Below are 24,721 nucleotides of genomic sequence, written 5' to 3' on the forward strand. Positions count from 1 at the left end.
TATGCAGATCGAACGTCGAATCGTGGCTCGGATCTTGGATCGGCTGTCGGCGGGACCGCAGCTGCTCCAGATCATCGTCGGGCCCCGTCAGGTCGGTAAGACCACTGCGGCTCTCGCCGTCGGCAAGCGCTGGAGTGGGCCGGTCCGTCACGCGGCCGCCGATCTCCCGCTGCCTCCCGGGCCCGAATGGATCAGGAACCATTGGGAGCTCGCGCGCAGAGACGCGCGGGAGGGTCCGGCCCTCTTGATCCTGGATGAAGTGCAGAAGGTGCGCGGATGGAGCGAGGCGGTCAAGGCCTGCTGGGATGAAGACCGGGCGGTCGGGAGAGAAATCCGTGTCCTGCTTCTCGGTTCCTCCGCGCTGCTCCTCGCGCGAGGTGTGACGGAAAGCCTTGCAGGTCGCTTCTTCCTTCACCGCTGCCTGCATTGGTCCTGGCCGGAGTGCCGCGAAGCGTTCGGCTGGGACCTCGACCGCTGGATCTTCTTCGGGGGATACCCAGGCGCGGCCCCGCTCGCCGACGATCAGGCCGCCTGGCAGTCGTACGTCCTCGACTCGCTGATCGAGACGGTCCTTTCACGCGACGTGTTGTCGCTCCAGACGGTAGCCAAGCCGGCGCTTCTTCGGAATCTGTTCGCCTTCGCCGCCTCGCATCCCGCGCAGATCATCTCCTACAACAAGATGCTTGGCGAACTCCAGGACGCCGGCAACACGACGACGCTCGCGCATTACCTTCGCCTGCTGACCTCGGCGTTCCTGATCAGCGGACTCGAGCGGTTCTCCGCCGGGCAGGCGCGGACGCGAGGGTCCAGCCCGAAACTGGTCCCATGGAACAACGCGTTGATCAGCGCGCTTCGCTTGCAACCATTCGTGGAGGCGCGCTCATTGCACGACGCATGGGGGCGCCTGGTGGAGAATGCCGTGGGCGCACATCTGTTGAATCACCTGCAGGGGCTGCCCTACGAGGTCACATACTGGCGTGACCGCAATGCCGAAGTCGACTTCGTGGTCCGCTCGCCGCGCGGCCTGTGGGCGATCGAGGTCAAGAGCGGACGTCCCCGGAAGGCGCAAGGGATCGAGATGTTCCTCCGGAGGCATCCGAAGGCAAGATCCCTGCTTCTCGGCCCCGGGGGGATGCCCCTGGAGGAGTTCTTCTCGCTGGATCCATCAGAGCTCTTCGTGTGAGCGAGCCGCCCGGGAGTCTGCAAATCGCTCTCCGGCGACCGGGTCTTGCGAAAGCCACGGCAAGGCTCGCGTGATCGACCCGGCCGAGATCCCGGCATGCCCCAAGCGCGCGGCACGGATTCCGTCCTCCGAGGACCGCGATATTCTGTTTGCTCACAGTCGGTTACGGGTAAGTGTGCAGATTGTAATTTGATATTTCAACTTGTGCGGGTCCATGGGCCGAACATAGAGTAGCTGATGCCAGCCGCTCCGCTCCCGCAGGCAGGACCACGCGGCCGCGCTTCAGGAGGTAGATGATGATCCCCCGAACGCTCGCCACGGTTCTTCGAAGCCGGGCCAAGGACTACCCGGTCGTCTTTCTGACGGGACCGCGGCAGTCCGGGAAGACGACCCTGGCGCGCTCCACCTTTCCGGACTTCGAGTACCAGTCTCTTGAGGAGCTCGCCACGCGGCAGTTCGCGCATGAGGACCCCCGCGGGTTTCTTCATCGGCTGAGTGGCTTCCCCGGGGCGATACTCGATGAGGCCCAGAATGCCCCCGCCCTCTTCTCCTACGTCCAGGGATTCGCGGATGAGGGCAGGGGCGGGCCGCTGATCCTCACGGGGTCGCAGCAGTTTCTTCTCTCCGAGAGGATCTCTCAGTCCCTCGCAGGTCGCGCGGCTGTTCTTGAGCTGCTTCCGTTCTCCATGGCGGAGCTGGACTTCCGGCCTGCCCGAGAGCCCATCAGTTCCGCGATTCTGAAGGTCGGCCCCGCCCGTGAGCCGAGATACGACTTGAACACGGCATTGTCGATGGGCTTCTTCCCTCGGATCCACGATCGGGGCCTCGATCCCGCACCATGGTTGGACTCCTACGTGCGGACTTACGTGGAGCGCGACGTTCGCCTCATCTCCGGCGTGGGCGACCTGGATGCGTTCACCCGCTTCATCGGTCTCTGCGCCGGTCGAGCCGGGGGGCTCTTGAATCTCTCCTCGCTCGGCGCGGACGCTGGCGTGAGCCATGTCACCGCGAAGAAGTGGATCTCCATTCTCCGGGCGAGCTACGTCATCGATCTCGTTCAGCCGCATCACGAGAACTTCTCGAAGCGCTTGATCAAGTCACCCAAGCTGCAGTTCCTGGACTCGGGCCTCTTGTGTTTTCTCCTGGGGATTCGCAGCGCGGAGCACCTGGCGAATCACCCGCTTCGGGGCAGGATCTTCGAGAGCTTCGTCTACGCGGAGCTGTTGAAGATCTTCCTCCACCAGGGTCAGCGGAGTCGCATCTTCTTCTGGCGAGACTCGCGGGGTCGGGAAGTGGATTTTCTGATCGATCTTGGCGCACAGCGAATCCCAGTCGAAGCCAAGATGGGCAGGACGATACCAAGCGATGCCTTCGCGGACATGGACTGGTACGTGCGTCTGTCCGGGGACGCGAAAGGAGTACTCATCACCGGAGGAAGCGAGGCGTATCGCCACGGCGTCCACACGGTGCTTCCATGGTTCACTGTGAGCGGATGACCCGCATCCGGACGGAGATCGGGCCGCCCGGGAGTCTCCAGATCGCTCTCCGGCGACCGGGTCTGACGGAAGCCACGGCAAGGCTCGCGCGATCGACCCGGCCGAGAGCTCGCGGATAGCGCTCCCACGCCGAGCGCAGGCTCAGTCGTCCACGGATGCGCGATCGAGCACTCGATACCCCACCGCCTCGGCGACATGCTTCTCGCCGACGTCCGTCGCTCCCTCCAGGTCGGCGATCGTGCGGGCGACGCGCAGGATCCTGTGGTAGGCGCGTCCGGAGAGCCCCAGGCGCTCGGCGGCCATTCGCAGGAGCGCGTGCCCTCTCTGTCCCGGCCAGGCGTGGCGGGTGAGCAGCCTGAGTCTCATCTGCGCGTTGCAGTGGACTCCGGGCTCGTCCGCGTAGCGCGCCGTCTGGATCTCGCGCGCGGCGATCACCCGTGTCCGGACGGCCGCCGTCGACTCGCCGTCGCTGGTTCCCGCGATCGCATCGAGCGAGACGCGCGGCACCTCGATGTGGAGGTCGATTCGATCGAGGAGAGGTCCGCTGACGCGGCCGCGGTAGCGCCGCACCGCGGTCGGCGGGCAGCGACAGGCGCGCCGGGCGTCCCCGAGGTGCCCGCACGGGCACGGATTCATGGAAGCCACGAGGACAAGCTTCGCCGGAAACGATGCGGAGCCGTGGGCGCGAACGATCGTGATGCTCCCATCCTCAAGCGGCTGCCTGAGCAGATTCAAGGTCATCGGCGAGAACTCGGGCAGCTCATCGAGGAAGAGAACTCCGTTGTGCGCGAGGCTGACTTCGCCGGGAGCTGGGCTCATCCCGCCGCCGACGAGGCCGGCTCCGCTGATCGATGAGTGCGGCGCTCGGAATGGACGCTGGCAGAGGAGCCCCGCGCCGGCGGGGACCCGCCCCGCCGCGCTGTAGACGAGGGTCGTCTCGAGACTCTCCTGTTTCGACATCGGAGGCAGGATCCCGGGGATGCGCTGGGCGAGGAGCGTCTTGCCGCCGCCCGGCGGCCCGATCAAGAGGATGTTGTGACCCCCCGCGACGGCCACCTCGAGCGCGCGGCGGGCCATCTGCTGGCCGCGCACGTCGGAGAGATCGGCTTCCGCATCGCGCCGGTCCGCATCCGGCCAAGCGGGAGCGGGGACCGGCTCGCGCGCGACCGGCAAACGTCCGCCGATGGCCTCGACCGCCTCGCGTAGGTTCTCCACGGGAACCGTCTCGACGCCGTCCACGATCGCGGCCTCCGATGCGTTCTCGGCGGGGATCATGAGCCGGCGTCGGGGCTCCGGCGTCGCGGCGACGACCATCGCCATTCCAAGGACACCCCGCACCGCCTTGACGCTGCCGTCGAGGGAGAGCTCTCCGGCGATCGCCCAGCCGCCGAGCGCCTCGCGCGTGAGGCGCTTCTCCTCGGCGAGGATCGCCAGCGCCACCGGAAGATCGAAGGTCGCCCCTTCCTTGGGCAGCTCCGCGGGGGAGAGATTGATCGTGATCCGCCGGTCGGGAAACGAGAGGCCGCTCGCCTTGATCGCCGTCTCCACGCGCTCGCGGCTCTCCCGAATCGAGAGGTCGGGAAGGCCCACGATCGTCGTTCTCGGGTAGCCGTTGCGGACCGAGACCTCGACCGTGACGGGTCGCGCCTCGACGCCGACCAGGGTGAAGGACGTGACCTGGGAGACCAGGTAGATGATGCCCGGCCGCTCCGCGCGACAGGGGATGAGGCTCATCGTCGCTCCCTCATTGAGCCGATGAGCGCGTGCAAGAATCCGGCCGCCGGACCTGTCGGCTTCCGAACGATCCGGGAAGCGAGCAAGCGCGCCGCGAGGCCCGGCGCCCCCGGAACCTGGCCGGGCCGAGCGGATGCGCCAAGCGAGCTTCTCGGATGGAATCGAGTCGCTCTAGGCGAGGACCTTGTAGACCAGATCCCCGACCCGGGCGTGCTCCTTCACGCCGATGCCGATCGACTGCCCCTTCGTCGCGCGCGGGACATTCGTCTTGTCGATCTGCATCGACTCGATCTTCTCGGTGAAGTCGGAGGTGTGCCCCACGATCCGGATCGTGTCCCCGACGGCAAGCTCCCCGTCGCTCAACTCGATCGCGGCGACCATGATCTTCCCGAAGTAGTGGGTCACGCGGCCTATCTTGACCTCATCCGCCATTTCCGTACCCTCCCCGCGGGCCGGGATCGCTCCCGAGCCCTCTTCGGACACTGGCTGACAGGCCGGCAGTCTACACCATATGGATCTCAGAGGGTGTCTCTCTCGACTGTCGATGCGAGGGCGAAGGCATCGACGGGCGCGGACACGAATCCGATCGGAGTCGCGCCGATCGCCCGCGACATCGACGGCGCGCCCGGCGTCGCGGGCCGCCCGGCATCGATGCCGGCCAGTCCCCCGTCCGTCACACGATCCGGCGGGCGCTCTTCCGAGCTGGGCGCCATCTCGGGACCGGTCGGGCGGCCGGCCTCCACGGCGATCCTCTCCCTACCGCCTCCCGCGTGGCGCGAGCCGAGCCACACTCCTCCGAGGGCGGCCAGGCAAACGAGCGCCACCGTGGCCGCGGCCGGCACAGGGAGCGAGAAGATCGGCAGGATCCCAAGCCTCCCGACGCGGCCGATCCCTCTCCCGGCCCGGCCGGTCCCTCTCCCGGCCCGGCCGGTCCCTCTCCCGACACGGTCGACCCGCTTCTCGACGGGGCCGATCCCGCGGAGAGTCGCGGCGAGATCCTCTTCCATCGCCGCGTAGGACGCTCGCTCCGGACCGTCCTCCGCCGCGCTCTCGGCCGCGGGCGTCGACGATTCCAGGAGCGCGCGGAGCAGCCTTTCCTCCGACGCGCAGGCGGCGCACTCGGCGAGATGCTGCTCGAGCAGGATCGCATCCTCCTCTCCGAGCTCATCGCTGAGGCGATCGATGATACGGCCCTGCCAGCTATCGCATGACACCATCACTTCCTCCATCCGCGGCGCCGCGCTCCGCGTAGTCCTCGAGATCGGCTCTTAGCCTTCTCACCGCGAAGTGGAAGCGCGACTTCGCGGTTCCGATCGGGCACTGCATGATCTCCGCGATGCGCTCATAGGTGAGCCCCTGGTCGATCTTGAGCAGAAAGACGACGCGGTGATTCGCCGGCATCCGCTCGAGCGCCCGCGAGACGCTCGTTCTCAGAGCGCCGGCTTCACGGGCGCGGGCCGGATCCGACGAGACGGGGGCGGCCAGAAGGGCCAGCTTCTCCTCGGGATCCGCGGACGCCGGTCGCGCGCGCTCCTTCCGCCAATGGCTGTAGGCGAGGTTCGAGGCGATCCGGTAGAACCATCCCGCGACGCTCCCGCGCTGCTCGAACGCCGGCGCCGCTTTCAGGATCCGAAGAAAGGTCTCCTGCAACAGGTCCTCGCCCGCTTCTCGGGAGCCGGCGGCGCCGCGGAGAAACCGGCCCAGCCGGGGCGCCCACCTCCGGAAGAGGAGACGGAAGGATGCCTCGTCGCCGGCGGCGACGCCCCTGAGAAGGGCGAGATCGTCCGGCTCCGACTCGCGATCAGATGTCTCGATCACGAGTTCCTTGCGCATGCCTGTCTGCCCCACGAGGCTCCTCGGTTCCTGGCGATTGGGCATCCGTTCGCAGTCGGCTTGGCGTCCGGGCCCGCGCGCGGTACCCCAGGAGGATAAACGCGCGGGGAGGCCGATTGGTTCAAATGCTCGGTTCAGGTCCCGCCCCGCATGGCGGCCCTGTTCAACCCTTCATGGGTCGCTGGCGTTATGCTAGTGGCCGCAAAGGGTGCGTGCCGCGAATCGTCCCGCCAGGGACATGGGGGAAGCCATGCGATCCAGGTATGTCGGACTGTCCTCTGGGCTCGTCGTCGTCGCCTTGGCCTTCGCTTGCCTGCCGGCGGTGGGCCCGGCTCGAGCAGAGGCGACTGCCTCCGCGGGTAGGCACTCGGCCGCCGGCGCGGATCTCGCGGGACGCCCCGCGGAGATCCTCTCGTGGCGCCATCAGATCCTCGCGCCGGAGCAGTACCAGAGATTGGCGGCGGAGTGGGAAGCGTACGTACAGAAGCACCCGACCGACGCCAGGGCGATCGTCGAGTGGGGGGATGCCCTGCGCTACTGCGGCAAGCGAGAGGAGGCGGTCAACGCCTATGCGATCGCCTACCAGACCGACTCCACGGACGCCGCGGCGATCACGGCCCACGTGCAGCACGGCATCTGCGGCGACTATGAGAACGCCGACTGGAATCGCGCGAAGCGAATGTATATGCGCGCCGTCGAGAGCGATCCAACCTACCCCGACACCTATTACATGCTATGGTTCACGGCGCTGAGAACGGGGGATTCCGCGCTGGCGGGGAAGTGCCTCGCCCGGACCGTCGAGCTGGGCGACATGCCGCGTCCCCTGGTGGACTTCGGCTACAACATGCTTGCGGGCGCTCCCGAGAACGCGATCGTCCTCACGAACGGCGACAACGACACCTATCCCCCTCTCGCCGTGCAGAGCACGATCGGCTTCCGGACCGATGTGAGCATCGTCAATCTCTCGCTTCTGAACGTGAAGTGGTACATCCGCCACCTCCGGGACGCGGGCGTCCCGTTCGGACTCGATGACAGGGCGATCGAGAAGCTCCAGCACGCGGAGGGGAAGGTCATCTCAATGCAGGCTCAGGAAGCCCTTCTGGCGAGTCTGAGAAAGGGCCGCTCGCCGCGCCCCCTTCTCTATGCGGCCTCGGTCATGGAGCAGAACAGGGCGCTGAAGGGCCCCTCCAGAGTCGACGGACTGCTGGAGTGGATCGTGGAAGCCGAACAGACCCCGCGCGCCGTCGGAGAGTTCGATCTCGATCACACCCGCATCCTCCTTGACAGGATCTACCGATTGGATGGCATCACGGACCCGCTCATCGACTGGGAGCGCGAGAACTCGGTGGCGAAGCTCGGTCTCAACTATGTCGTCCTTCTCTCGAAGGTGGGGGAGGGGCTTCTCGCCGAGAACAGGCCTCCCGAGGCGGCCCCCTATCTCCTCAAGGCGGTCTCGATCCTTGCCTTCCATGATCGGCCGGAAAAGGCACGGGAAGTCGTCGAGGTCTGGAGGAAGACGGATCCCGGCTCGCCTCTCCTGGCCGAAGCCCTGCGGCTGATCGAGCGGGCGGACGGGCGCGCGGCGCCGGGGCGCTGAGGCCGGTCCCGCCCGGCGCCGTCCGGCACTGTCCGGGCCCCTCGGCCCGTCCACAGCTGCCCGGCCCCTCCGGCCAGTCCAGCCCTGTCCGCCCCGGAATCGCTGAACATCTGGACCCGGGGACGCGTCATTACCTATTGTGCCGCGTGGCAAGGGGTCCCCGGGAGGGGAGTCCGGGAAGGTGTCGATGGGATCTCGGTTTTCGTTCCTGATCGCGCGTCCGTGCCTCCTCGTGTCCCTGCTCGTCGTCCTGGCGCTTTGCGCGCCGGGTCTCGGAGCTGTGGCGGAAGCCTCCTTCGCGGGGTTCTCGCGGCCGGCAGCGGAGCCCCGTCCGGAATCGGCTGGCGCGGCCGCGCCGGCCGATCCCGCCGACCGTCGCGAGATCCGAGCGCTTCGGCTCGACGACGGCGCCGGGATCAATGTGGATGGACGGCTCGATGAGCCGGCCTGGGCGGCGGGCCAGTCGGGGAGCGGATTCCGCCAATGGGATCCGGCGAGGGGCGGCGATGCATCAGAGCCGACCGTCTTCAAGGTCGCTTACGACCGGGAGGCGATCTACTTCGCCGTCGCCTGCTTCGAGATCGATCCGAGCCGCATCACCAAGCGGCTGGCTCGGCGCGATCGATTCAGCAACTCCGATCTCGTCAGCGTCTACATCGATCCCTATCGCGACCGGACGACGGGGTACAACTTCCGCGTCAATCCGCTGGGAGTCCAGGAGGACTCCTACGTCTTCGCCGACGGCAACATGGATCGCGATTGGGACGCGGTGTGGGAGGCGGAGACCTACGAGGACGACGAGGGATGGTACGCCGAGTTCCGGATCCCGTTCTCCTCGATCCGATACCATCCCGGGGAATCGACGTGGGGCCTTCAGATCTACCGCTACTTGCACGGGCGGGGCGAGGACACGGCCTGGGTCGTCTGGGACCGGGAGCTGCCCGGCTTCGTGAGCCGCTTCGGGGAACTCACGGGGCTGGAGGGATTGTCGGCGCCGCGTCAGCTCGAGCTCCTGCCCTACGTGGTCCATCGCACGACCGATGAGGCCGTGACCGGTCCGGAAAAGGCGGATCACTTCGAGAACATCGGCCTCGACCTCAAGTACGGCCTGACGGCCGATCTGACCCTGAACGCGACCTTCCAGCCGGACTTCGGTCAGGTGGAGGCCGATCCCGCGCTGCTGAACCTCTCCCCGTACGAGGTGCAGTTCCAGGAGAAGAGGCCCTTCTTCATCGAGGGGAGCCGCTCGTTCGAGCACACCTCGTTCAACCTGTTCTACTCGCGCCGCATAGGCACCGCGAGCGAGGATGAGCGGATCCGCTACGCGGCGAAGATCACGGGGAAGACCGCGGGGGATCTCAGCATCGCGATGCTCTTCGCGGCGACGGACAGCACGCAGCCGGGCAAGGCCCACAACTTCCTCAGGAGCGGCGATTGTCCCTCCCGTTACCTTGTCGGGAGATTCGGCAAGGAGTTCGCGCGCGGCGACCACCGGCTGCACATCATGCAGACGGCCGCGCTGAACAGCGGGTGCCGCGAGAGGTGCGGGGACAAAGGCTCGCGAGAGGCCTACACCACTGGCCTCGATTTCGACTTTCGCTTCCGCGATCGCCTCTACTCCGTCGTCGGCTCGGCCGTCGGCTCGATCATCGACCCCGAGGGGAATCCCGCCGACTCGATGCCGGCTCCGTCGGAGTCGTACGGAACGGGGGGAAGCCTCGAGCTTGCGAGAAGGGGCGGGTCGATCCGGGGAGGGATCACGGGATACTGGGCCTCGGGTCGATTGAACCTGAACGATCTCGGGTATCTGCGGTCGGGGGACGAGATCCGGACGGGCCTCTGGATCTACCGTCCCTACAACCCCGAGGGAGAGGCGCGGCGCGTGAACTCCGCGAGCCTCAATCTCAACCTCTTCAAGAGCTGGCTCTACGCTGGCCGGACCGGCCGCGACCTGACGACGGGGACTCCGGCCTGGACCTATGGCCCGGGGCATCCGCGCTTCCTCTCGGTCGAGTGCAACGCCTTCGTGCAGTGGCGAAACTACATGGCGAGCTGGTTCGGCATCAACGGCCACGACGAGGGAACGCAGCGCCACGAGACGAGAAGCACGGTCCATCTCGAGAGCGGAGACCAAGTCGCGATTCCCGGTGGAGGGCCCCTCGTCAGCGAGCCGGCGACGCTGGGAGGGTGGATCGGCTCTTCGACGGACGGCCGGAAGAGTTTCGTGGGCGAGGTGAACTTCGATTACTTCGAGGACACGGCAGGCAATGTGTCCAGGGGCGGCAACGCGAGCGTGAACTGGAGCCAGACCGGCGCGATCCGCCACACCCTGAGCGCGAGCCACAACGTCAGGACCGACGATACCGACCATCTCGGCAACTTCGAGAATCCGGGCGGCGGCATCGGCGGCGTGAGCTACGTCTTCGGGAGGCTCAAGCAGAGGACCGTCGACCTGACGCTGAGGACGAGCCTCCTGTTCAACAGGAGGCAGTCCCTCGATCTCTACGCGCAGCCATACGTGACCGTGGGCGACTACAGCGGCGCGCGCGAACTCGCCCGGCCGGACAGCTACGACTTTCGGCCCTACTCCGCGGAGGGGTTCCGGGCCGGAGACTACGACTTCCGGTACTCCTCCGTGAACCTGAACGTGGTCTACCGGTGGGAGTACCGCCCCGGCAGCGCCCTCTACATCGTCTGGACGCAGGGCCGCGAGGGGTATGTCGATCGCGGCTCTTTCTCGGGCTCCGACCGTTTCGACAACGAGATGAGTAGCCGCTCTCTCTTTCGAAACGAACCGACCAACACCTTCCTCGCGAAGATCTCCTACTGGTTCCCGGTGTAGGCAAGTCAGGACGAAGCCTGTCGCGCCTGCTCAGTTCAAGATGACGAGCTTCCTCGTGGACGAGAACGCGCCCGAGCGCATCGAGGCCCAGTAGACTCCGGCTCCGACGCTCTTGCCCGCGTCGCTCTTGCCGTCCCACGCGGCCGTGTGCCCGCCCTGCTCCATCGGGCCATCGACGAGAGTCCGGACGAGCCGTCCCCCGACATCGAAGATCCGGATCTCGACATGCTTGGGCGCGGCCAGGCTGAAGCGGATCGTCGTCCGCCCCGATGCCGGATTGGGCTCGGTTCCCCAGAGCCGGTCGATAGGCACCTCGGACTCCCCGGCCGCATCGGCTGGGTAAGGCCATGTGCCCTGATCGATGGCGAGGTCCTCGGTCTCGGTGAGCCTTGGGATCTGGTCGTTCGTGGGCACCCCGAACGCCCACCGGAGCGCATCGCCGATCTCGCCTGCCGCCGCGGCGAAGATCGCCGGCGGGTCCGTGCGGCAATGATCCTCCGCGGGAAGAGCGAGGCAACTCCAGCTCACCCCGTCGAGGACCGTTCTGTAGTTGCCGTCCGTCGCGGTCCAGCTGTTTCGGATCTGGCCCCAGTAGAGGTCAGGGGAGCCGTCCAACGCGGCGTAGTAGCGGCTGCCTGTCCCTGCGGTCGGGGACAGGATGGAGAAGGTCGTCCCCGGGATGACCTCGGAGATCCCTGGCGCCCAGCGGAAGCACTCGTCGGCGGCGTAGGTCCCAGTGAAGCCGGCGCCCAGGACCTCCTGCATGAAGGGGCGTCCGTACGTCGGGAACTCGTTCAGGATCTGCCCGGCGAAGTTGCCGTTCATCACGAAGGCCTGGCGGTACTCGTTGGCGCCGGAGTCCGGCGTCGTGAGCCACCAGCGGTACAGCGCGTAGTCCCAGTCCTCGGTCGTCCCCGGGCCATGGTTTCCGGTGCTCAAGAGGATAGTCCGGTACCCGAGGATCTGATTCAGGGTCATCCCATTGTTGCTGCCCACGATCGCGCCGCGGGCGAATGGGGCGTTCCAGTTTGACGATGCGTCGAGGTAATCGTAGCGGTCCCAGTGTGGGAAGAAGGGGAGCGGGCAACCGTCCTCGTCCTGGCAGGGCGGTGAGCCGTGCAGGACGGTCGCGAGAGCGTTCTCAATGTAGAATTGCGCGCCTCGGTTGTCCGCATCTATGTACAAGGTTGCGGGCTGGAAGACGCAGAAGTTGAAGCCGGGCACGTAGCAGTTCGGCACGTAGGCGGTGCGGAGGCCGGGAAGGACCTCGAACTCGAAGAAGAAGCCGCCCGTGGTGTCGGGGTGGTAGGCGAGCTCGTCGGGTTGGTTCACGTAGTTGGCCGTGAAGAAGTACTCGATCTTGGTGCCGGGAAAGAGCACGTCGTCCCAGATCATCTCGTTCTCCGGGTTGCCCTCGCCGACGAAGTCGTCGTCCTGTTCGCGGAAGTTGGACAGGAACTTGTGCCTGTAGGGGCTACTGCCCAGCTGCGCGGAGTCCATCCAACCCCAAGTGAACTCGGGTCGGAAAGGCCGATCGATGGCCAGCCCGTCGGCGACCCTGTCCCTCCAGACCTTGTAGCGGGTCTGGAAGCCCATCGCGACATCGGACTGGAGGGGGGCCCGGCGGGCGAGGCGCCACCACATCTTGGCCTCCCAGCGGGTGTTCGGATCGGAGGATGGCATCGGCCCCACGATCACGAGGCTGTCCCCGCAATAGTCCTTCCGGTCTGCGCTGTCCATGAACTTGTCAAACACGATGTTGGCTGGACCGGGAGCTCGGGGATCGTAGAGTATCGTCGGGTAGCTCCCCACGTCCTGGAAGCGCATCCCGAAATCGGTCTGGATCGCCGGCCCTGTGGGCTGTCTCATGGCCCCGGTCGCGAGGATGGAACCAGGCTCAGGTTCGGCGGTCGCAGAGGCGAAGGAAACGGCGGCAAGCAGGATTGCGAGAGTCGCGAGCGTCTTCATGGTGGGCCCCCTTTCGACTGGTCTCGAGAGAGTGGCGTCTGGCCAGGAGAGGGGGGACGGCCTGGCCGGACTTGCCGGTGGGCCCTAGGGTGCGGCCTGCCTCAGCGCTTGGTGTGCGGCTGGATGCTGGGGCAACGCGCCTGCGACGGGCCTGCCTGACCTATCGGGCCCCAGGAGACCTCTCGAAACAAGTCACCCGGCATCGGCGCGATGGAATGTCGGCAGCGCCTATCTGTGGTAAATATAACTGTCATCGGGCGCCCCGTCAATCCGGCCTGCAGAATCGCTGCCGGTCGGATCGCCTTCGGGAGTCAACAGGGCGCCGGCAAGGGACAAGTGGCTGAAGAGGAAAGAACGCCGGATCTCGCCTCCGCGGCCGTCGCCAACGCGGTGACCGCGATCCTGCCTCGCATCTCCGGCCTCGCTGTCGCGATCTTCCTGACCCCCTTCGTGCTGGGGCACCTCGGACAGGCTCTCTACGGCGTCCTCGTCGCGGTCGGATCCCTCTACGAGTATCTATCGGTCCTCAGGGGCGGAATGGGCGCCGCGCTGCGCCGCTACGTGACGGTCTCCTTCCACGCGGGCAAGCGCGAGCAGGCGCGCGAGTACTACGCCGCCGGCTTCTGGTGGGGGGGGGTCTTCCGGACCTTCATCTTCCTGCTGGGGCTGTCTCTCGCCGAGCCTCTCTGCCACTTCCTGAATCTGCCGGCCGAGTTCCTCCACGATGGGGCTTGGGGGGTGGCCCTGATCCTGACGGCGGCGATCATCGGGGACGCCGCCTTGATGCTCGACATCCCCATCTACGTGACGGGGCGGACGGCGCGGCTGTCAGTCCTGCGGACGTTCGCGGTCTGGTCGAAGCTGGCCATAACGGTCCTCGCCTTTCACTTCTTCGTCCCGAGCCTTCGTGTCCTCGGTGGAGCGGCAATCGTGATCGAGGCGATCCCGCTCCTGGTCATGATCTGGATGTCGCAGAAGGCGGGGACGGTGGGGGCCGCGATCCCGCGGCCGCGCTTCGGAAGGCCGGAAGTGCGCCGCGAGCTCTTCCGCTACGGGGGACTCGCGCTGCTCTCGCAGGCGGCCGCCCTGCTCTACATCTCGACCGACAATCTCCTGATCGGCCGCATCTACGGCACAGCGGCAGTGACGCACTACTCCCTCGGGGCCCGCTGGTCGCCGTTCATCCTGAGCTTTCTCGTGACCGCGGTCTATGCCCTCACTCCGCTCTTTACCCGGCTCGACGCCCAGGGGGAATCGGAGCGCAGCCGGAGCGCTCTGCTGCGGGTTGTAGGGGTGACCTCCGCGCTGGCGGTTCCGGCGTGCCTGGTTCCCTGCGTCGTGAGCGACATGTTCCTCGTCCACTGGGTCGGCCCGGAGTACCGTCGATCGGCGGTCTACATGATCGCGATGCTCGCGCCGTCGATGCTCGATGCCGCTCTGGCGCCGATCTGGATGGCGCTGACCGCTCGCGGGCGGATCGGATGGATCACAGCGGGGGAGCTGATCGTCGCGCTCGGAAACGTGGCTCTGAGCCTCGTTCTCGCGCTCGTGTTTCATCTCGAGCTGCTCGGATTCGCTCTGGGCAACACCGCGGCGCTTCTTGCGAAGAACCTGCTCCTGCGGCCGCTCGCCAGCCGCAGGGATCCCGATGTCCCGTCGGCCCGGGAGTTCCTGGGCCCGCTGGGCAGGGCGTTCGCCGGAGGGCTCCCCGCCCTCGTGCTCTTGTACATTACGAGGGGGCTCTACGATGGCAGCCTGGCGCAGGTCGTGATCGCGGGATTCGCCGGCGGCGCGATCTGCCTTGCGGGATCCTCCCTCGCCGCTCTGGGCCCCAAGGGAGTCCGCTCCGTGATCGACATCCTGCGCAGGGAGCTGATGAGGCGACGCCCGGCCGGCTTCTAGGCTCTCCTGACTGAATCTGACAAGCCGGCATGCTTGCCGCGAGGCCGACGGACCCCGACGGCTCCCCTTCGCCCCGCTATGTTCGCGTTCGCGGCGCGGGGCTTCGGGAACCCGTCGGGGTCCCCGGACGCCCCGGGTGGAGCGCTGATGGCCCGCGCCGCTCGCGCCCTGTCACTCAGCGAGCGGAGCGGGCCGCAGCGCGACACCGAACTGGGCGGACACTCTCCAGGAGAGCGTCGCGGACGCAGCCAGCCCGCTCCCCGCCTTGCTCACTGAGCCTCGTCCACGTCCGCCAGTCTGATGCCGAAGGTCCGGCACAGGATCGGCAAGACCGCGGCAGAGTCGAAGCGGCGCGCCGCCTTCCGCCCGGCCTCCCCCATCGAGCGACGCAGTTCGGGATCGGCCGCGAGACGGACCATGCACTCCATGAGGGAGGCCGCGTCGCCGGGCTCGCAGAGAAGCCCCGTGGCATCATGAGCGACGATCTCGGGAAGCGCGCGGAAGCGGGTCGCGATCACCGGGAGGCCGTGCGTCATCGCCTCGATCACGACCGCGGGGTATCCCTCCGTCGGCCAGGCCGTAGGAAGCGCGAGGATGTCGGACGAGCGGAGGACCTCGGGGATTCGCTCGTGCGCGACCTCCCCGCGATGGACAATCAGGTCCTTCATCTCAATGAGGATCTGTCTTGCCTCCGCCAGGACGCCGTCGACCTCAGGTCCGTAGATGTCGAGGCGCGATGCGACACCGCGCGCCGAGAGCCGTTCGTGCGCGCCGCGGAACGCCTCGATGAGAGGGAGAATCCCCTTCTCGCGCTTCACCTGGCCCAGGTAGAGGAAGCGGACCTCGCCGGCGGGCTTCTCGGCGGGCCTACCCCCGCCGGCCGCGCCGGCCGGAGCCAAGGCGACATCGAGAGGCGAGGAGCCGAGGTCGGTCCAGTTGGGGATGACGGACAGATTGGGGAACTCCTCCCGGAGAGATCGCCTGAGCTGCTCCGTCTGGACGCCGACCGCCCGCGCGCGGCGGAAGGCAAAGCGGACCCCCGCCCTGCACGCCGGCGCGAGGGAGGAGTAGTAGACATCGAAGCCGCCGCCCTGGACATAGATCCCGGCCTTCTTGCCGAGCAACGATGCGATGACGCTGAAGAGGGATCCTGCCGTGGCCGCGAAGCGCTGGGAGCCGTAGATCAGGATCGTGTCGCACCGACCGATCTGCTTCATGAAGGAAGCGAAGATCCCCGCGAACGGCCCCAGGACTCTCTTCGAGGCAAGGGAGTAGCCTCGCTTGCTCCCCGAAGTCGTGTTGATGACGGCGACATCAGCCGCCGCGCGCCCGCGGACGAAGCGTACGAGCGCGTCGAACGGGATGCTCGTCCCGCACTCGGGCGGTGGGCGGGGCCCGATCAGGAGGATCCGCTGGCGGCGCTGGGCGGCGGGCCGATCCTGCGCGGGTCGCGGCCCGCGGGGCGCGACGGGTGCGCCGCTCATGAGCCGTTCCCGTGCCCGCCGGCAGCATCCTTGCGCCGCGCGGCTTCTTCCCTTTCCCGCTGCTTCGTCTTCCAGTAGTCGATGTCGGAGATCTGATCCGCTCCGCTCAACAACAGGGGGGCCGTCCGGAGGATGATCGAGAGATCCATCCAGAGGCTGAGGCGCGCGACGTACTCGAGATCGAGCCGGATCCGCTCGGGCCAACGGATCGCCCCGCGCCCCTTGATCTGCGCCCAGCCGGTGATCCCCGGGCGCACGAGGAGACGGCCTTTCTGCTCTTCGTCGTACTGCTCCACCTGGTAGCGGAGTCCGGGGCGCGGGCCCACGACGCTCATGTCGCCCCGGATGACGTTGAGGACTTGCGCCAGCTCATCGAGGCTCAGCCGGCGGAGGACGCGGCCGACCCGGGTGATCCGCGAGTCGCCCTTCTCGACGAGGATTCCGGCTCCCTTCGTCTCCGCTCCGGGGACCATCGAACGGAACTTGAGGAGGTCGAAGGGCCGTCCCCCGCGGCCGATCCGCTCCTGGCGATAGAGGACGGGACCGCCGTCCTCGATCTTGATGAGGCAGGAGATCAAGAGCATGAGCGGGCCGGCGAGGATCAGGGCGAAGGCGGCGATGACGAGATCGAGAGGCCGCTTGCCGAAGCGCGCGTAGAAGCCCGCCGGGGGAGAGCCTGGCGAGGGTCTCATCCCTCCTCCCTCCCCGGCGCTCCCGCCGGTATCGAGAGGGGCGCCGACGGGATCACGGTCATCCTCCCGCCCCGGGGATGACGCTCCTCGAGATAGGCGAGGACCTCCTCCCACCGGCGCGCGTGGGGATAGCCGGTCCAGAACGAACGCCGCACGTCCAGGGTCGAGAGGGCGGGCGCAAAGACGATCAGTCCGCGCCCCTCGAGATAGGGACGGGGCCCCGGCTGCCGGTAGAGGCGCATGCCCGGGCCGTGGAGGCTGTGGTGGCCGACGCCCGCGCCGCACGCGGCGGCTATGATCACAGTTCCGCCTTCGCGCGCGAGGGGCGAATCGCTCGCGCGGTAGGCGTTGAAGGCGTTTCCCGCCTGGAGAAGCTCTCCGTCCTTCGGATAGGCGTTCAAGAGAACCGCGTCGGCGCGGGGGATGATCTCCGTCCTGAGCGCGCGGCGCGCGAAGTCGACCGCCGCGCGATGGGCTTTGATGGGATGGCCGTAGAAGTGGCCGAGGGGCTGCCGGCGGGATCCGGGAACGATGTTCACCACAGCCTGGAGTCCCGCCTGGATCGCGATCTCCTCGATCTCGGCGCGCGCCTGATTCCCCTCGATGACGCAGACGCCCGCGCCGGAAAGGCCGGTCACGGCGGGCCTGTGGTTCATCTCGAGCGTCTCGATCCCCGCGAGGCCGGGCAGGACGATCTTGCATCCGCCGCCGAAGCCGGCATAAGGATGCGGCATCACCGATCCGACCGCGATCTTGAGATCCCGCTCCAGGAAGGTCCTGTTGATTCGAACGGGGATGCCGCGGCGGGATCGGCCCAGATCGACCAGCTCCTCGTACGGATGGTGGTTCACGACCTCGCACGAGGCGAGCGCGCGCTCGCCGAGCTTCGCGCGCAGTTCCGGGAGACGGAGGGGAGCATGCGCTCCGATTGCGACGATCACGGCGACCCGCTCGGGAGGAATCCCGGCGGCGTCGAGCCGGTCGAGGATCGCCTCGATCGCCGGCCCGGCCGCGGAGGGCCGCGTGATGTCCTCGACCGCGATCGCTGCGCTCCCGCATCCCCGCGCGAGCCGCTCGAGCGGCGGAGCCTCGATCGGGCTATCGAGCGCTTCTTCCAGGGTGGGCCCGGGCGCCGCGCCCCCGGCATCGGAAGGAAGCTCGCCCGCGAGCTTGGCGATGTCGCATCTCCAGCCGGCTGGAACTGGCAGCTCGAGATCGCTCTCCTCCGCCCACGCTCCCCAGGGAATCCGGATCGAATCAGGCGCGGGCATCCGGTCTCAGCTCCGCGCGGCTTCGATCGACGCTGTCCTGAACGATCTCAGACCGCGGCATCCTTCTTCCCCACGCGCCCCACGATCCTCGCGGGGACGCCGAAGGCGATGGCCCCCGCTTCCAGATCCTCCAGGAGGACCGACCCGGCTCCGAGCTGCCCCTCGGCGCCGATCGACCGGCCCGGGAGGACCGATCCGTTCATGCCCACGAAGGCCGCTTCGCCCAGTCGGACGTTTCCGCCGACGTTCGCGCCGGGTCCGACGGTCGCGAAGGGTTCGAGCACGCAGTCGTGCCCGACCGTCGCGTTGAGGTTCACGAGCGTGTGTTCGCCGAGGCGCGTGGAGGCTGCGATCGTGGCTCCCGCGCCGACAACCGCCCCGGGCGAGATCGTGATGCCCCCATACAGCGTCGCCCGCGGATGGACGGCGATGGCGAAGACCGCTCCCAGCTCGGCGAGGCGTAGGGCGACCTCGCGGCGGGCCTTTGGTTCCCCCACCCCGATCAGGAAGCGATGGCCTTCGCGAATGAAGTCGCCCGCGACCCGCACGCTGCCGTAGACCTTCAGCCCCGCGGGCTCTGCATCCCGGCGGGACGGATCATCGTCGAGGAATCCGACCACCGTGCAGGGGAATCCTCCCGCCTCGGCGGCCGCGCGCAGGATCTCCAGGATCCCGCGGCCGTGACCGCCGGAGCCGACGATGACGATCGGTCCCGGGCCGCTCATGATCTCCCGCCCGCCTTCCTCTCGACGAAGCGGATCAGCAGATCGAGCGTTTCGAAGTTCTCGCCGACGACGTCCTCGTCGCCGATCTCGATCGAGAAGGTCGCCTCGAGGTCCGAGATGAGGCGGATCATGCGAAGCGAGCCGAGGCCAAGGTCGCGGAGCGGGCGGGCCCCGTCGACCTTGAGATCGAGCGCCCGTCCCAGCGTCTCTCCCACGATCTTCATGACTCCTTGCGCGAGGCCGCTCCCCTCGAGCGCGACCCGGATCTCCTCCGCGCGCAGGTGGCAGGCGCGCACGGTCTCGACGACCGCGTCGAGCGTGGACTCCTCCATGTGCGAGAAGAGGGGCAGGCAGAGGATCTCCGAGAGGAGCAGCTCGGTCCCCGGGAACGGCCCCTGTCCTTCGAAGAGGTGCGTGAACCGTGTCTGCCTGTGCAGGGGAGGGGCGAAGTAGATCTTCGATTGGATCCCCTGCTTCTTGAGCGCGTCCTGCGTCTCGACGTTCGTGAGGCCGAAGCGCTCGGGATTGAGCCGGACGGCGAAGTAGTTGTAGGTCGTGCGGCAGCGCGGATCGATCGCTTGAAAGCGGCACCCGGGCAGATCTCGCAATCCCGCGCGATAGCGCTCGACGAGCGCGTGACGGCGCGCGATCGCCTGCTCGGTCATCTCGAGGCTGAGCGAGGCCAGGAGGCTGTGGAGCTCGCTCAGGCGAGCGTTCATGCCCGCGAGGCGGCAGTCGTAGTCGCCCGGGTTTCCGTATTCGCGCGCGACGCGAAGCTCGGCGGCCAGGGCGCGATCGTTCGTCGCGACGAGTCCTCCTTCGCCCGCGACGGTCACCTTCGTGGGGGCGAGGCTGAAGATCTCGGCCCGACCGAAGTTGCCCGCCATGGTGTCTCCCCACCGGGTTCCCATCGCGTGCGCCGCGTCGCTGTAGACGGCGAGATCGGCCCGCGCGAGGAGGGGGCGCAGAGAGTCCCAGTCCGGGCTGTTTCCGAAGATGTAGACGGGAACGAGCGCGCTCCCTCCATGCGCCAGCGCCGCGACGGCAGAGGCCGGATCGAGGTTGAAGGTGTCCGGATCGCAGTCGATCAACCTCGGACGCAGGCCGTTCCAGAGCAGCGCGTGGAGCGTCGCGGGGAATGTGAATGTGGGCAGGCAGGCCTCTCCGGTCAGCCCCAGGACCTTGGGAAGCAGCACGAGGCCGGATGTCGCGCTCGCCATCGCGACGACCTCGCTGCATCCGAGGTAGGCGGCTGCGCGGGCCTCCAGCTCGCGGACCCATCTGCCGTTCGTGATCATGCGAGAGGCGAAGATCTTCTCCAGGTGACCGGCGTAGACCTCGTAGGGAGGGAGAGTCGGCTGGCTGACCGGGATCGTCGTCTCGGGAACCGGCCCGCCCAGTATCGCTAGCTTGTCCAAGTCGTCCCTCCTCCGGCTATGCCCGCGCGTTCCAATCGTCCTTCAGCTTCTGCTTCTGGATCTTGCCCGACTCGTTCTTCGGAAGTTCGGCGCGGATCGAGAAGGCCGCCGGGATCTTGTACTCGGGGAGGCGGGAAGAGGCGAAATCCTTGAGGGCCGCCTCGGTCGCGCTGTGCCCCTCCCGCAGGACGACGAAGGCGAGGATCGCCTCGCCCAGGATCTCATCGGGAATCCCGATCACCGCGGCTTCGTGGATCTCGGGATGCTCCATCAGAACCTCCTCGACTTCCTTCGGACTGATGCGGTGCGCGCCGCACTTGATCATCTCCCGCTTCCGCCCGACGACGTAGAGGAATCCCTCCTCGTCCCTACGCCCGAGATCTCCGGTGTGGAACCCCTCGGGTCCGAGCACGCGGCGGGTCTCCTCGAGATCTCCCCAGTATCCCGCCATGATGTTCGAGCCGCGAGCGACCAGCTCGCCCGTCTCGCCGACATCGGCCTCGGTCGCGTCCTCGCGGAGGACGCGCATCTCGACATTGGGGATCGCGCGCCCGATCGACCCGACCTTTCGCGGAAGATCGGCGGGCGGAAGGTAGGTGAGTCGCGCCCCGGCCTCGGTCGCCCCGTACATGATGTAGATCGTCACGCCCGGGAGGGCCTCCATCAGTCGCCGGATCAGCTCCGGCGCCATGGCTCCTCCCGCCTGGGTGATGTAGCGGAGGGATGGCGGGGTGTCGGCGGCGAGACGGGATCGGTTCATGAGGAGCGCGAACGTCGAGGGGACGCCGGAGATCCCTGTCGCGCCATCCTTCTTCATCCTGTCTACAACGCTGTTCGGGAACAGGAGATCGCTGCCGACAATCAGCGAGCCGCCCGCCCACGCGTGCGTGTTGAGCAGCGACTTCCCATAGACGTAGTAGAAGGGGAGGATGACGAGGATGCGGTCCTCGCTCGTCAGGCGGAGGTAGGTGACGATCGAACGGACATTGGAGACGAGATTCAGATGGGTGAGCATCGCGCCGCGAGGTTGCCCCGTCGAGCCCGAGGTGTAGATGATCGATGCGAGGTCGATGTCGACGGCGGGGCACGGCGGGGCGGAGGCGCCCGATTCCGCCTCGAGAGCGGCGGGCAGAGGAATCGGCTCGATGTGCGCCGGTATGGCGCCGAACGCCCCTGGGTCCCTCGTGATCAGGTGCCGGAGATCGGGCGTTCTCGCAAGGGCCGGGGTGGTCACCTCGGCGAAGCGCGGCTGCGTCACGAGGGCGCGCACGCGACAGTTGTCGAGGATGAAGTCGAGGCCCCGCGCGTCGAGGGACGTGTTGATCGGAACCGCCGCGGCGCCGGCCTTGAGCGTGCCGTAATAGGAGAGAACGTAGTCGAGCGAGTTCTCCGCGAGGATTCCGATCCGGTCTCCGCGCCGGATGCGGAGGCGCCGGAGGCATCGCGCGAATCGGTTCGCTTGATCCTCCGCTTCTCCGTAGGTGACGATCCGATCCGGAAAGCGGAGGAACGGGCTCTCGGGCGCGCGCTCCGCGCTTCGCTCGAGGACTTCGTGCAGGAGAACCGGTTCGCCGGGAATGGCCAACTCCTTCCTGTTCGGGCGCTTGCCTCGCTGCGAGGCGGGCGGCCGAGCACACTACTATAGTATCGACCCTGCCGCAGTGCTGCTTGAGAACGAAGCCGCCGCAACTCTTTTCATCTGTTGGGATTCCGGACACGTGACCATGGAGCCGGCGGCCGCGGAGCGATCGAAACTCCTTGCCAGGCTCTCCGCATCGCCCACAATGATCGCGCGGATCTGGCGGCGAAGAAGGGGCCCTGCCTCTCGAAGACCGATGGACGCGATCGAAACCTGGAACGACGCGCAACTCGTCGCGGCGGTCGGCGGCGGAAGCACGCAGGCCGAGGCCGAGGTCTGCGTCCGCTATCGGGCGAGGATCCGCCGCAAAGTGGATGCCTCGCTCCGCGGCAGCCCCGACGCCGAGGATCTCACGTCCGAGATCCTGCAGGCGACGATCGAGTCGCTGAGGCGCGGGAGCTTCCGGGGCGAGTGCCAGCTCGGGACCTTCGTCCACGCGGTCTCCAGGAACAAGATCGCCGAGTACATCCGCCGCCGCAGGCCGGAGTCGGTGGAGCTGACGGAGGACGTCCCCGATCATCGGATTTCGCCCGAGGAGGAGGTTATCCGAGGGGAGATCGCCGACGCCGTGCGCAAGGCGGTCGGGGAGCTCAAGCCGAAGTACCGTAACGTGTTATATCTGTACTACTTCCGAGGTCTGAGCATCGCCGAGATCGCAGCCCGTTTGGGGGCTCCGGGCCGGCGCGTCAGCGAGTGGAAGGACTATGGGCTCAAGATGATCCGTTCCAAGGCGGGACCGTCGCTACTTCGATTCCGGTAACCGCCTCTCCGGTGCAACCAACATGTGGGGACGAAGGCCATGGACTGCGAATCGGTCCGGAAAGGAAGGCTTGCGGAGCGGTATCGGGAGGGGCATCTCTCTCCCGAGGAAGCGGAGGAGTACGAGCGCCACTACTTTTCCTGCGACCGCTGCTTTCAGGATCTGAGGTTGGAGGATCTGGTCGCCGAGCGGATCAGTGCGGAGGGGGAGGCCCTCTTCGCCGAGGAGATCGTTGCAGAGTCTGCCGTTGGATCGCGCGGCGCGGCTCCGGTCTCCGGGACGATTCCCGCGCGACGCCGTCCCCTCATCGATCTCAGGAAGTGGTGGTCCTCTCTTGCCCGCCCCGCCTGGGCAGGCGGCCTGGTCGCGGCGACGGCCGTCGCCGTCATCGCGATCGTCAGCATGATGAGCATGAATCGCGACGCCGCTCTCAAGAGATGCTGGACTCCATCCGCGCACCCCTACATCGCCTCCGAGTTGCGGGGAGCCGAGGAGATCGACGAGTTTCGGCAGGGGATGGAGTCTTACGCGGCCGGCCGCTACAAGGAGGCTGCGGACCGGCTGTCCCGCAGCGCCGAAGTTGACCCGCGCGACGCGGACATCCACTTCTACAGGGGGGTCGCCCTCCTCATGTCCGGAAGACCCCGCGCCGCGCGGGAGGCTCTCCAGACCGCGTCCGGTCTCGTTCCCGCCTCCGAGCTTTACCGCTGGTATCTCGCGCAGGCGCAGCTCATGAGCGGCGAGGTCGCGAAGGCCGAAGAGAGCTTGCGGCCGCTCGCCGCCGGCGACGAGTACGCGGTGCGGGCGAGAGCGCTGCTCGACAGGATCGCGGAGGTCAGGAGGGACTAGGCGACGCCGAGCAGTCCGGAGAGACTACGCCTGCGCGCGGCTCGAAACCCCTACGATGCCCTCGCAGGCCTCATGCGTTTCACGCCCGCCGCGACGCCGAAGAAGAGAAGCATCCCGGCGATGCACAGCGTGGCCTCCGTGTTGAGCATCCCGCGCGCGCCCCAACGCGTGTGCGCCCATCCGTCGACGAGGGTCATGTAGTAGATCGGGGTGTTCGAGAGCGAGGCGAAGACGTTGTACTTCGTCGCCGCGGCCCCTGTCCCCATCGCCTCGAGGACGAACGCGGTGAACCCGGCGAAGGTGAGGCCGGTGATCACCGCGTAGAGCGACGTGAACACGATGTACATCCGCTCGGTCCGCGGGGCGAACGCCATGCCGACCGCGCATGCTGCCTGAAGCGCACCGTAGATGACGTAGGCGGTCTTCCGGTCCATCCGGTCGCAGATGTAGCCGCCGATCAGACAACCGGCCGCGGAGAGGATCCCGCCCATGATGCCTGTCACGAGGGCCACCGTCTCGGCCGAGGCGCTCCAGTCCCCGGCCACAGCCGACCAGAGCCCCGAGGCGGCCCCCGAGCCGATCGGAAGGAAGCAGAGGAAGAGGGCGAGGAACCCGATCCGGGACTTCGCCATCGACCAGAGATCCAGAGCCACATTGCGCAGCGTCCGAAGGACCTTGTCGTCGCGAATCGTGGAGGCCGGCTCGGGGACGAAGAGCAGGGCGAGGCAGCACAGGAGACAGGCGGCCGCGAGGATCGCGCCGGCCATCCATGGGGCGGGAAGGCGCTGCGCGAGCAGAAGGCCCGCCCCTCCTCCCAGGCCCGCGCCGCCGAGATTGCCGGCCTGGAACCATCCGCCCGCCCTTCCCTTCTGCTCCTGAGGAGTGGCGTAGGCCATGAGGCTGTCGGTCGCCATGCCCAGGAAGGTCGCCGCGAAGTTCGAAATCAGGATGATCGTCGTGAGCAGCGGAATGCTCGACTCCCTGATCGGCGCCATTCCGGTCGCGAGGATTCCCAGGGCGCTCAGGACGCTCGCCGCGAGATACCAGCCCTTGCGCGTGAAGAGCGAGTCGACCAGAGGAGCCCAGAAGAACTTCCACGTGTGGGGAACGATGCCGACGGCGACCAGGGCCGCGATCCGCTCGACCGGGACGCCCTCCTTCGAGAACAGGTAGGCGAGGGCCACCGAGACGTATCCGCCCATCGCCCCGAAGGGGATGATGAGAAACATGAAGACCGACGGATGCGTGCGCCGCGGGGACATACGCGGGGCATGGTAGCACGGCCGAAGGCGCCGTTCACCGGTCCCCTGCCTCCACTCGCCGATCAT

19 protein-coding genes are annotated in these 24,721 nt (G+C 67.5%); 7 read left to right on the plus strand and 12 right to left on the minus strand.

The features are described from left to right. Window position 1: 1 nt before the first annotated feature. Window positions 2-1,183, plus strand: coding sequence for an ATP-binding protein (locus FJY88_00945; protein ID MBM3285909.1), 1,182 nt, complete (start codon window positions 2-4; stop codon window positions 1,181-1,183). A gap of 293 nt (window positions 1,184-1,476) precedes the next feature. Further along, complete coding sequence (locus tag FJY88_00950; protein MBM3285910.1) at window positions 1,477-2,679, plus strand: ATP-binding protein; 1,203 nt, start codon at window positions 1,477-1,479, stop codon at window positions 2,677-2,679. Window positions 2,680-2,820: 141 nt separating this feature from the next. Here the strand turns inward: FJY88_00950 and FJY88_00955 are convergent, their stop codons facing one another. From FJY88_00955 to FJY88_00970, 4 genes are all read right to left on the minus strand, one after another. Next, a complete protein-coding gene (locus FJY88_00955; protein MBM3285911.1) occupies window positions 2,821-4,368 on the minus strand; it encodes a YifB family Mg chelatase-like AAA ATPase in 1,548 nt (515 codons plus the stop codon). A 216-nt stretch (window positions 4,369-4,584) separates the two neighbouring features. Further along, a complete protein-coding gene (locus tag FJY88_00960) occupies window positions 4,585-4,845 on the minus strand; it encodes a translation elongation factor-like protein (GenBank protein MBM3285912.1) in 261 nt (86 codons plus the stop codon). A gap of 86 nt (window positions 4,846-4,931) precedes the next feature. Beyond that, on the minus strand, window positions 4,932-5,642 hold the full coding sequence (locus FJY88_00965; GenBank protein ID MBM3285913.1) for a zf-HC2 domain-containing protein: 711 nt from the start codon (window positions 5,640-5,642) through the stop codon (window positions 4,932-4,934). Next, complete coding sequence (locus tag FJY88_00970) at window positions 5,614-6,291, minus strand: RNA polymerase sigma factor (protein ID MBM3285914.1); 678 nt, start codon at window positions 6,289-6,291, stop codon at window positions 5,614-5,616. The genes FJY88_00965 and FJY88_00970 overlap by 29 nt, the downstream gene beginning before the upstream one ends. Before the next feature lie 205 nt (window positions 6,292-6,496). Here FJY88_00970 and FJY88_00975 point away from each other — a divergent pair, with 205 nt between their 5' ends. Continuing rightward, window positions 6,497-7,843, plus strand: a complete 1,347-nt coding sequence (locus tag FJY88_00975) for a hypothetical protein (protein ID MBM3285915.1) — start codon at window positions 6,497-6,499, stop codon at window positions 7,841-7,843. Between the two features lie 187 nt (window positions 7,844-8,030). After that, a complete protein-coding gene (locus FJY88_00980; protein ID MBM3285916.1) occupies window positions 8,031-10,685 on the plus strand; it encodes a carbohydrate binding family 9 domain-containing protein in 2,655 nt (884 codons plus the stop codon). Between the two features lie 30 nt (window positions 10,686-10,715). Here the strand turns inward: FJY88_00980 and FJY88_00985 are convergent, their stop codons facing one another. Beyond that, a complete protein-coding gene (locus FJY88_00985; GenBank protein ID MBM3285917.1) occupies window positions 10,716-12,653 on the minus strand; it encodes a T9SS type A sorting domain-containing protein in 1,938 nt (645 codons plus the stop codon). A 210-nt stretch (window positions 12,654-12,863) separates the two neighbouring features. On the opposite strand from FJY88_00985, the gene FJY88_00990 reads away from it, so the two are divergent. Beyond that, entirely contained in the window at window positions 12,864-14,555 is a 1,692-nt protein-coding gene (locus tag FJY88_00990) for a hypothetical protein (GenBank protein ID MBM3285918.1), read from the plus strand. Window positions 14,556-14,824: 269 nt separating this feature from the next. Here FJY88_00990 and FJY88_00995 read toward each other — a convergent pair whose 3' ends face one another. From FJY88_00995 to FJY88_01020, 6 genes are read right to left on the minus strand one after another with little or no spacing between them, the layout of a single operon-like run. Further along, window positions 14,825-16,039 carry a glycosyltransferase family 4 protein gene (locus FJY88_00995; GenBank protein MBM3285919.1) on the minus strand — a complete coding sequence of 405 codons (1,215 nt, stop codon included), beginning with the start codon at window positions 16,037-16,039 and terminating at the stop codon, window positions 14,825-14,827. Continuing rightward, window positions 16,036-16,731 carry a sugar transferase gene (locus tag FJY88_01000; protein ID MBM3285920.1) on the minus strand — a complete coding sequence of 232 codons (696 nt, stop codon included), beginning with the start codon at window positions 16,729-16,731 and terminating at the stop codon, window positions 16,036-16,038. Before FJY88_01000 ends, FJY88_00995 begins: the two co-directional genes overlap by 4 nt. Then, window positions 16,728-18,002 carry a DUF2088 domain-containing protein gene (locus tag FJY88_01005; protein ID MBM3285921.1) on the minus strand — a complete coding sequence of 425 codons (1,275 nt, stop codon included), beginning with the start codon at window positions 18,000-18,002 and terminating at the stop codon, window positions 16,728-16,730. The genes FJY88_01000 and FJY88_01005 overlap by 4 nt, the downstream gene beginning before the upstream one ends. 47 nt (window positions 18,003-18,049) lie before the next feature. Next, a complete protein-coding gene (locus FJY88_01010) occupies window positions 18,050-18,727 on the minus strand; it encodes an acetyltransferase (GenBank protein ID MBM3285922.1) in 678 nt (225 codons plus the stop codon). Continuing rightward, window positions 18,724-20,145, minus strand: a complete 1,422-nt coding sequence (locus FJY88_01015) for a DegT/DnrJ/EryC1/StrS family aminotransferase (protein MBM3285923.1) — start codon at window positions 20,143-20,145, stop codon at window positions 18,724-18,726. Before FJY88_01015 ends, FJY88_01010 begins: the two co-directional genes overlap by 4 nt. 16 nt (window positions 20,146-20,161) lie before the next feature. Then, window positions 20,162-21,730: an acyl--CoA ligase gene (locus FJY88_01020; protein ID MBM3285924.1), complete on the minus strand. Its 1,569-nt coding sequence runs from the start codon at window positions 21,728-21,730 to the stop codon at window positions 20,162-20,164. Here FJY88_01020 and FJY88_01025 point away from each other — a divergent pair. Together FJY88_01025 and FJY88_01030 are read left to right on the plus strand one after the other, a co-directional pair. Next, window positions 21,723-22,544, plus strand: coding sequence for a sigma-70 family RNA polymerase sigma factor (locus FJY88_01025; protein ID MBM3285925.1), 822 nt, complete (start codon window positions 21,723-21,725; stop codon window positions 22,542-22,544). The two genes, FJY88_01020 and FJY88_01025, sit on opposite strands and share 8 nt — an antisense overlap. Window positions 22,545-22,583: 39 nt before the next feature. Continuing rightward, the gene (locus tag FJY88_01030; GenBank protein ID MBM3285926.1) at window positions 22,584-23,393 is read left to right on the plus strand and encodes a tetratricopeptide repeat protein; all 810 of its coding nucleotides are present in this window, start codon (window positions 22,584-22,586) and stop codon (window positions 23,391-23,393) included. A gap of 50 nt (window positions 23,394-23,443) precedes the next feature. Here the strand turns inward: FJY88_01030 and FJY88_01035 are convergent, their stop codons facing one another. After that, complete coding sequence (locus FJY88_01035; GenBank protein MBM3285927.1) at window positions 23,444-24,721, minus strand: AmpG family muropeptide MFS transporter; 1,278 nt, start codon at window positions 24,719-24,721, stop codon at window positions 23,444-23,446.

The organism is Candidatus Eisenbacteria bacterium (assembly GCA_016867495.1).
GTDB lineage: Bacteria > Eisenbacteria > RBG-16-71-46 > CAIMUX01 > VGJL01 > VGJL01.

Excerpts from the sequence above, each read along its gene's own strand:
- FJY88_00945 (MBM3285909.1), top strand. The coding sequence starts at position 2 with ATGCAGATCGAACGTCGAATCGTGGCTCGGATCTTGGATCGGCTGTCG.
- FJY88_00950 (MBM3285910.1), top strand. The coding sequence starts at position 1,477 with ATGATGATCCCCCGAACGCTCGCCACGGTTCTTCGAAGCCGGGCCAAG.
- FJY88_00960 (MBM3285912.1), bottom strand. The coding sequence starts at position 4,845 with ATGGCGGATGAGGTCAAGATAGGCCGCGTGACCCACTACTTCGGGAAG.
- FJY88_00965 (MBM3285913.1), bottom strand. The coding sequence starts at position 5,642 with ATGGAGGAAGTGATGGTGTCATGCGATAGCTGGCAGGGCCGTATCATC.
- FJY88_00970 (MBM3285914.1), bottom strand. The coding sequence starts at position 6,291 with ATGCCCAATCGCCAGGAACCGAGGAGCCTCGTGGGGCAGACAGGCATG.
- FJY88_00975 (MBM3285915.1), top strand. The coding sequence starts at position 6,497 with ATGCGATCCAGGTATGTCGGACTGTCCTCTGGGCTCGTCGTCGTCGCC.
- FJY88_00980 (MBM3285916.1), top strand. The coding sequence starts at position 8,031 with ATGGGATCTCGGTTTTCGTTCCTGATCGCGCGTCCGTGCCTCCTCGTG.
- FJY88_00985 (MBM3285917.1), bottom strand. The coding sequence starts at position 12,653 with ATGAAGACGCTCGCGACTCTCGCAATCCTGCTTGCCGCCGTTTCCTTC.
- FJY88_00990 (MBM3285918.1), top strand. The coding sequence starts at position 12,864 with ATGGAATGTCGGCAGCGCCTATCTGTGGTAAATATAACTGTCATCGGG.
- FJY88_00995 (MBM3285919.1), bottom strand. The coding sequence starts at position 16,039 with ATGAGCGGCGCACCCGTCGCGCCCCGCGGGCCGCGACCCGCGCAGGAT.
- FJY88_01000 (MBM3285920.1), bottom strand. The coding sequence starts at position 16,731 with ATGAGACCCTCGCCAGGCTCTCCCCCGGCGGGCTTCTACGCGCGCTTC.
- FJY88_01005 (MBM3285921.1), bottom strand. The coding sequence starts at position 18,002 with ATGCCCGCGCCTGATTCGATCCGGATTCCCTGGGGAGCGTGGGCGGAG.
- FJY88_01010 (MBM3285922.1), bottom strand. The coding sequence starts at position 18,727 with ATGAGCGGCCCGGGACCGATCGTCATCGTCGGCTCCGGCGGTCACGGC.
- FJY88_01025 (MBM3285925.1), top strand. The coding sequence starts at position 21,723 with ATGGCCAACTCCTTCCTGTTCGGGCGCTTGCCTCGCTGCGAGGCGGGC.
- FJY88_01030 (MBM3285926.1), top strand. The coding sequence starts at position 22,584 with ATGGACTGCGAATCGGTCCGGAAAGGAAGGCTTGCGGAGCGGTATCGG.
- FJY88_01035 (MBM3285927.1), bottom strand. The coding sequence starts at position 24,721 with ATGATCGGCGAGTGGAGGCAGGGGACCGGTGAACGGCGCCTTCGGCCG.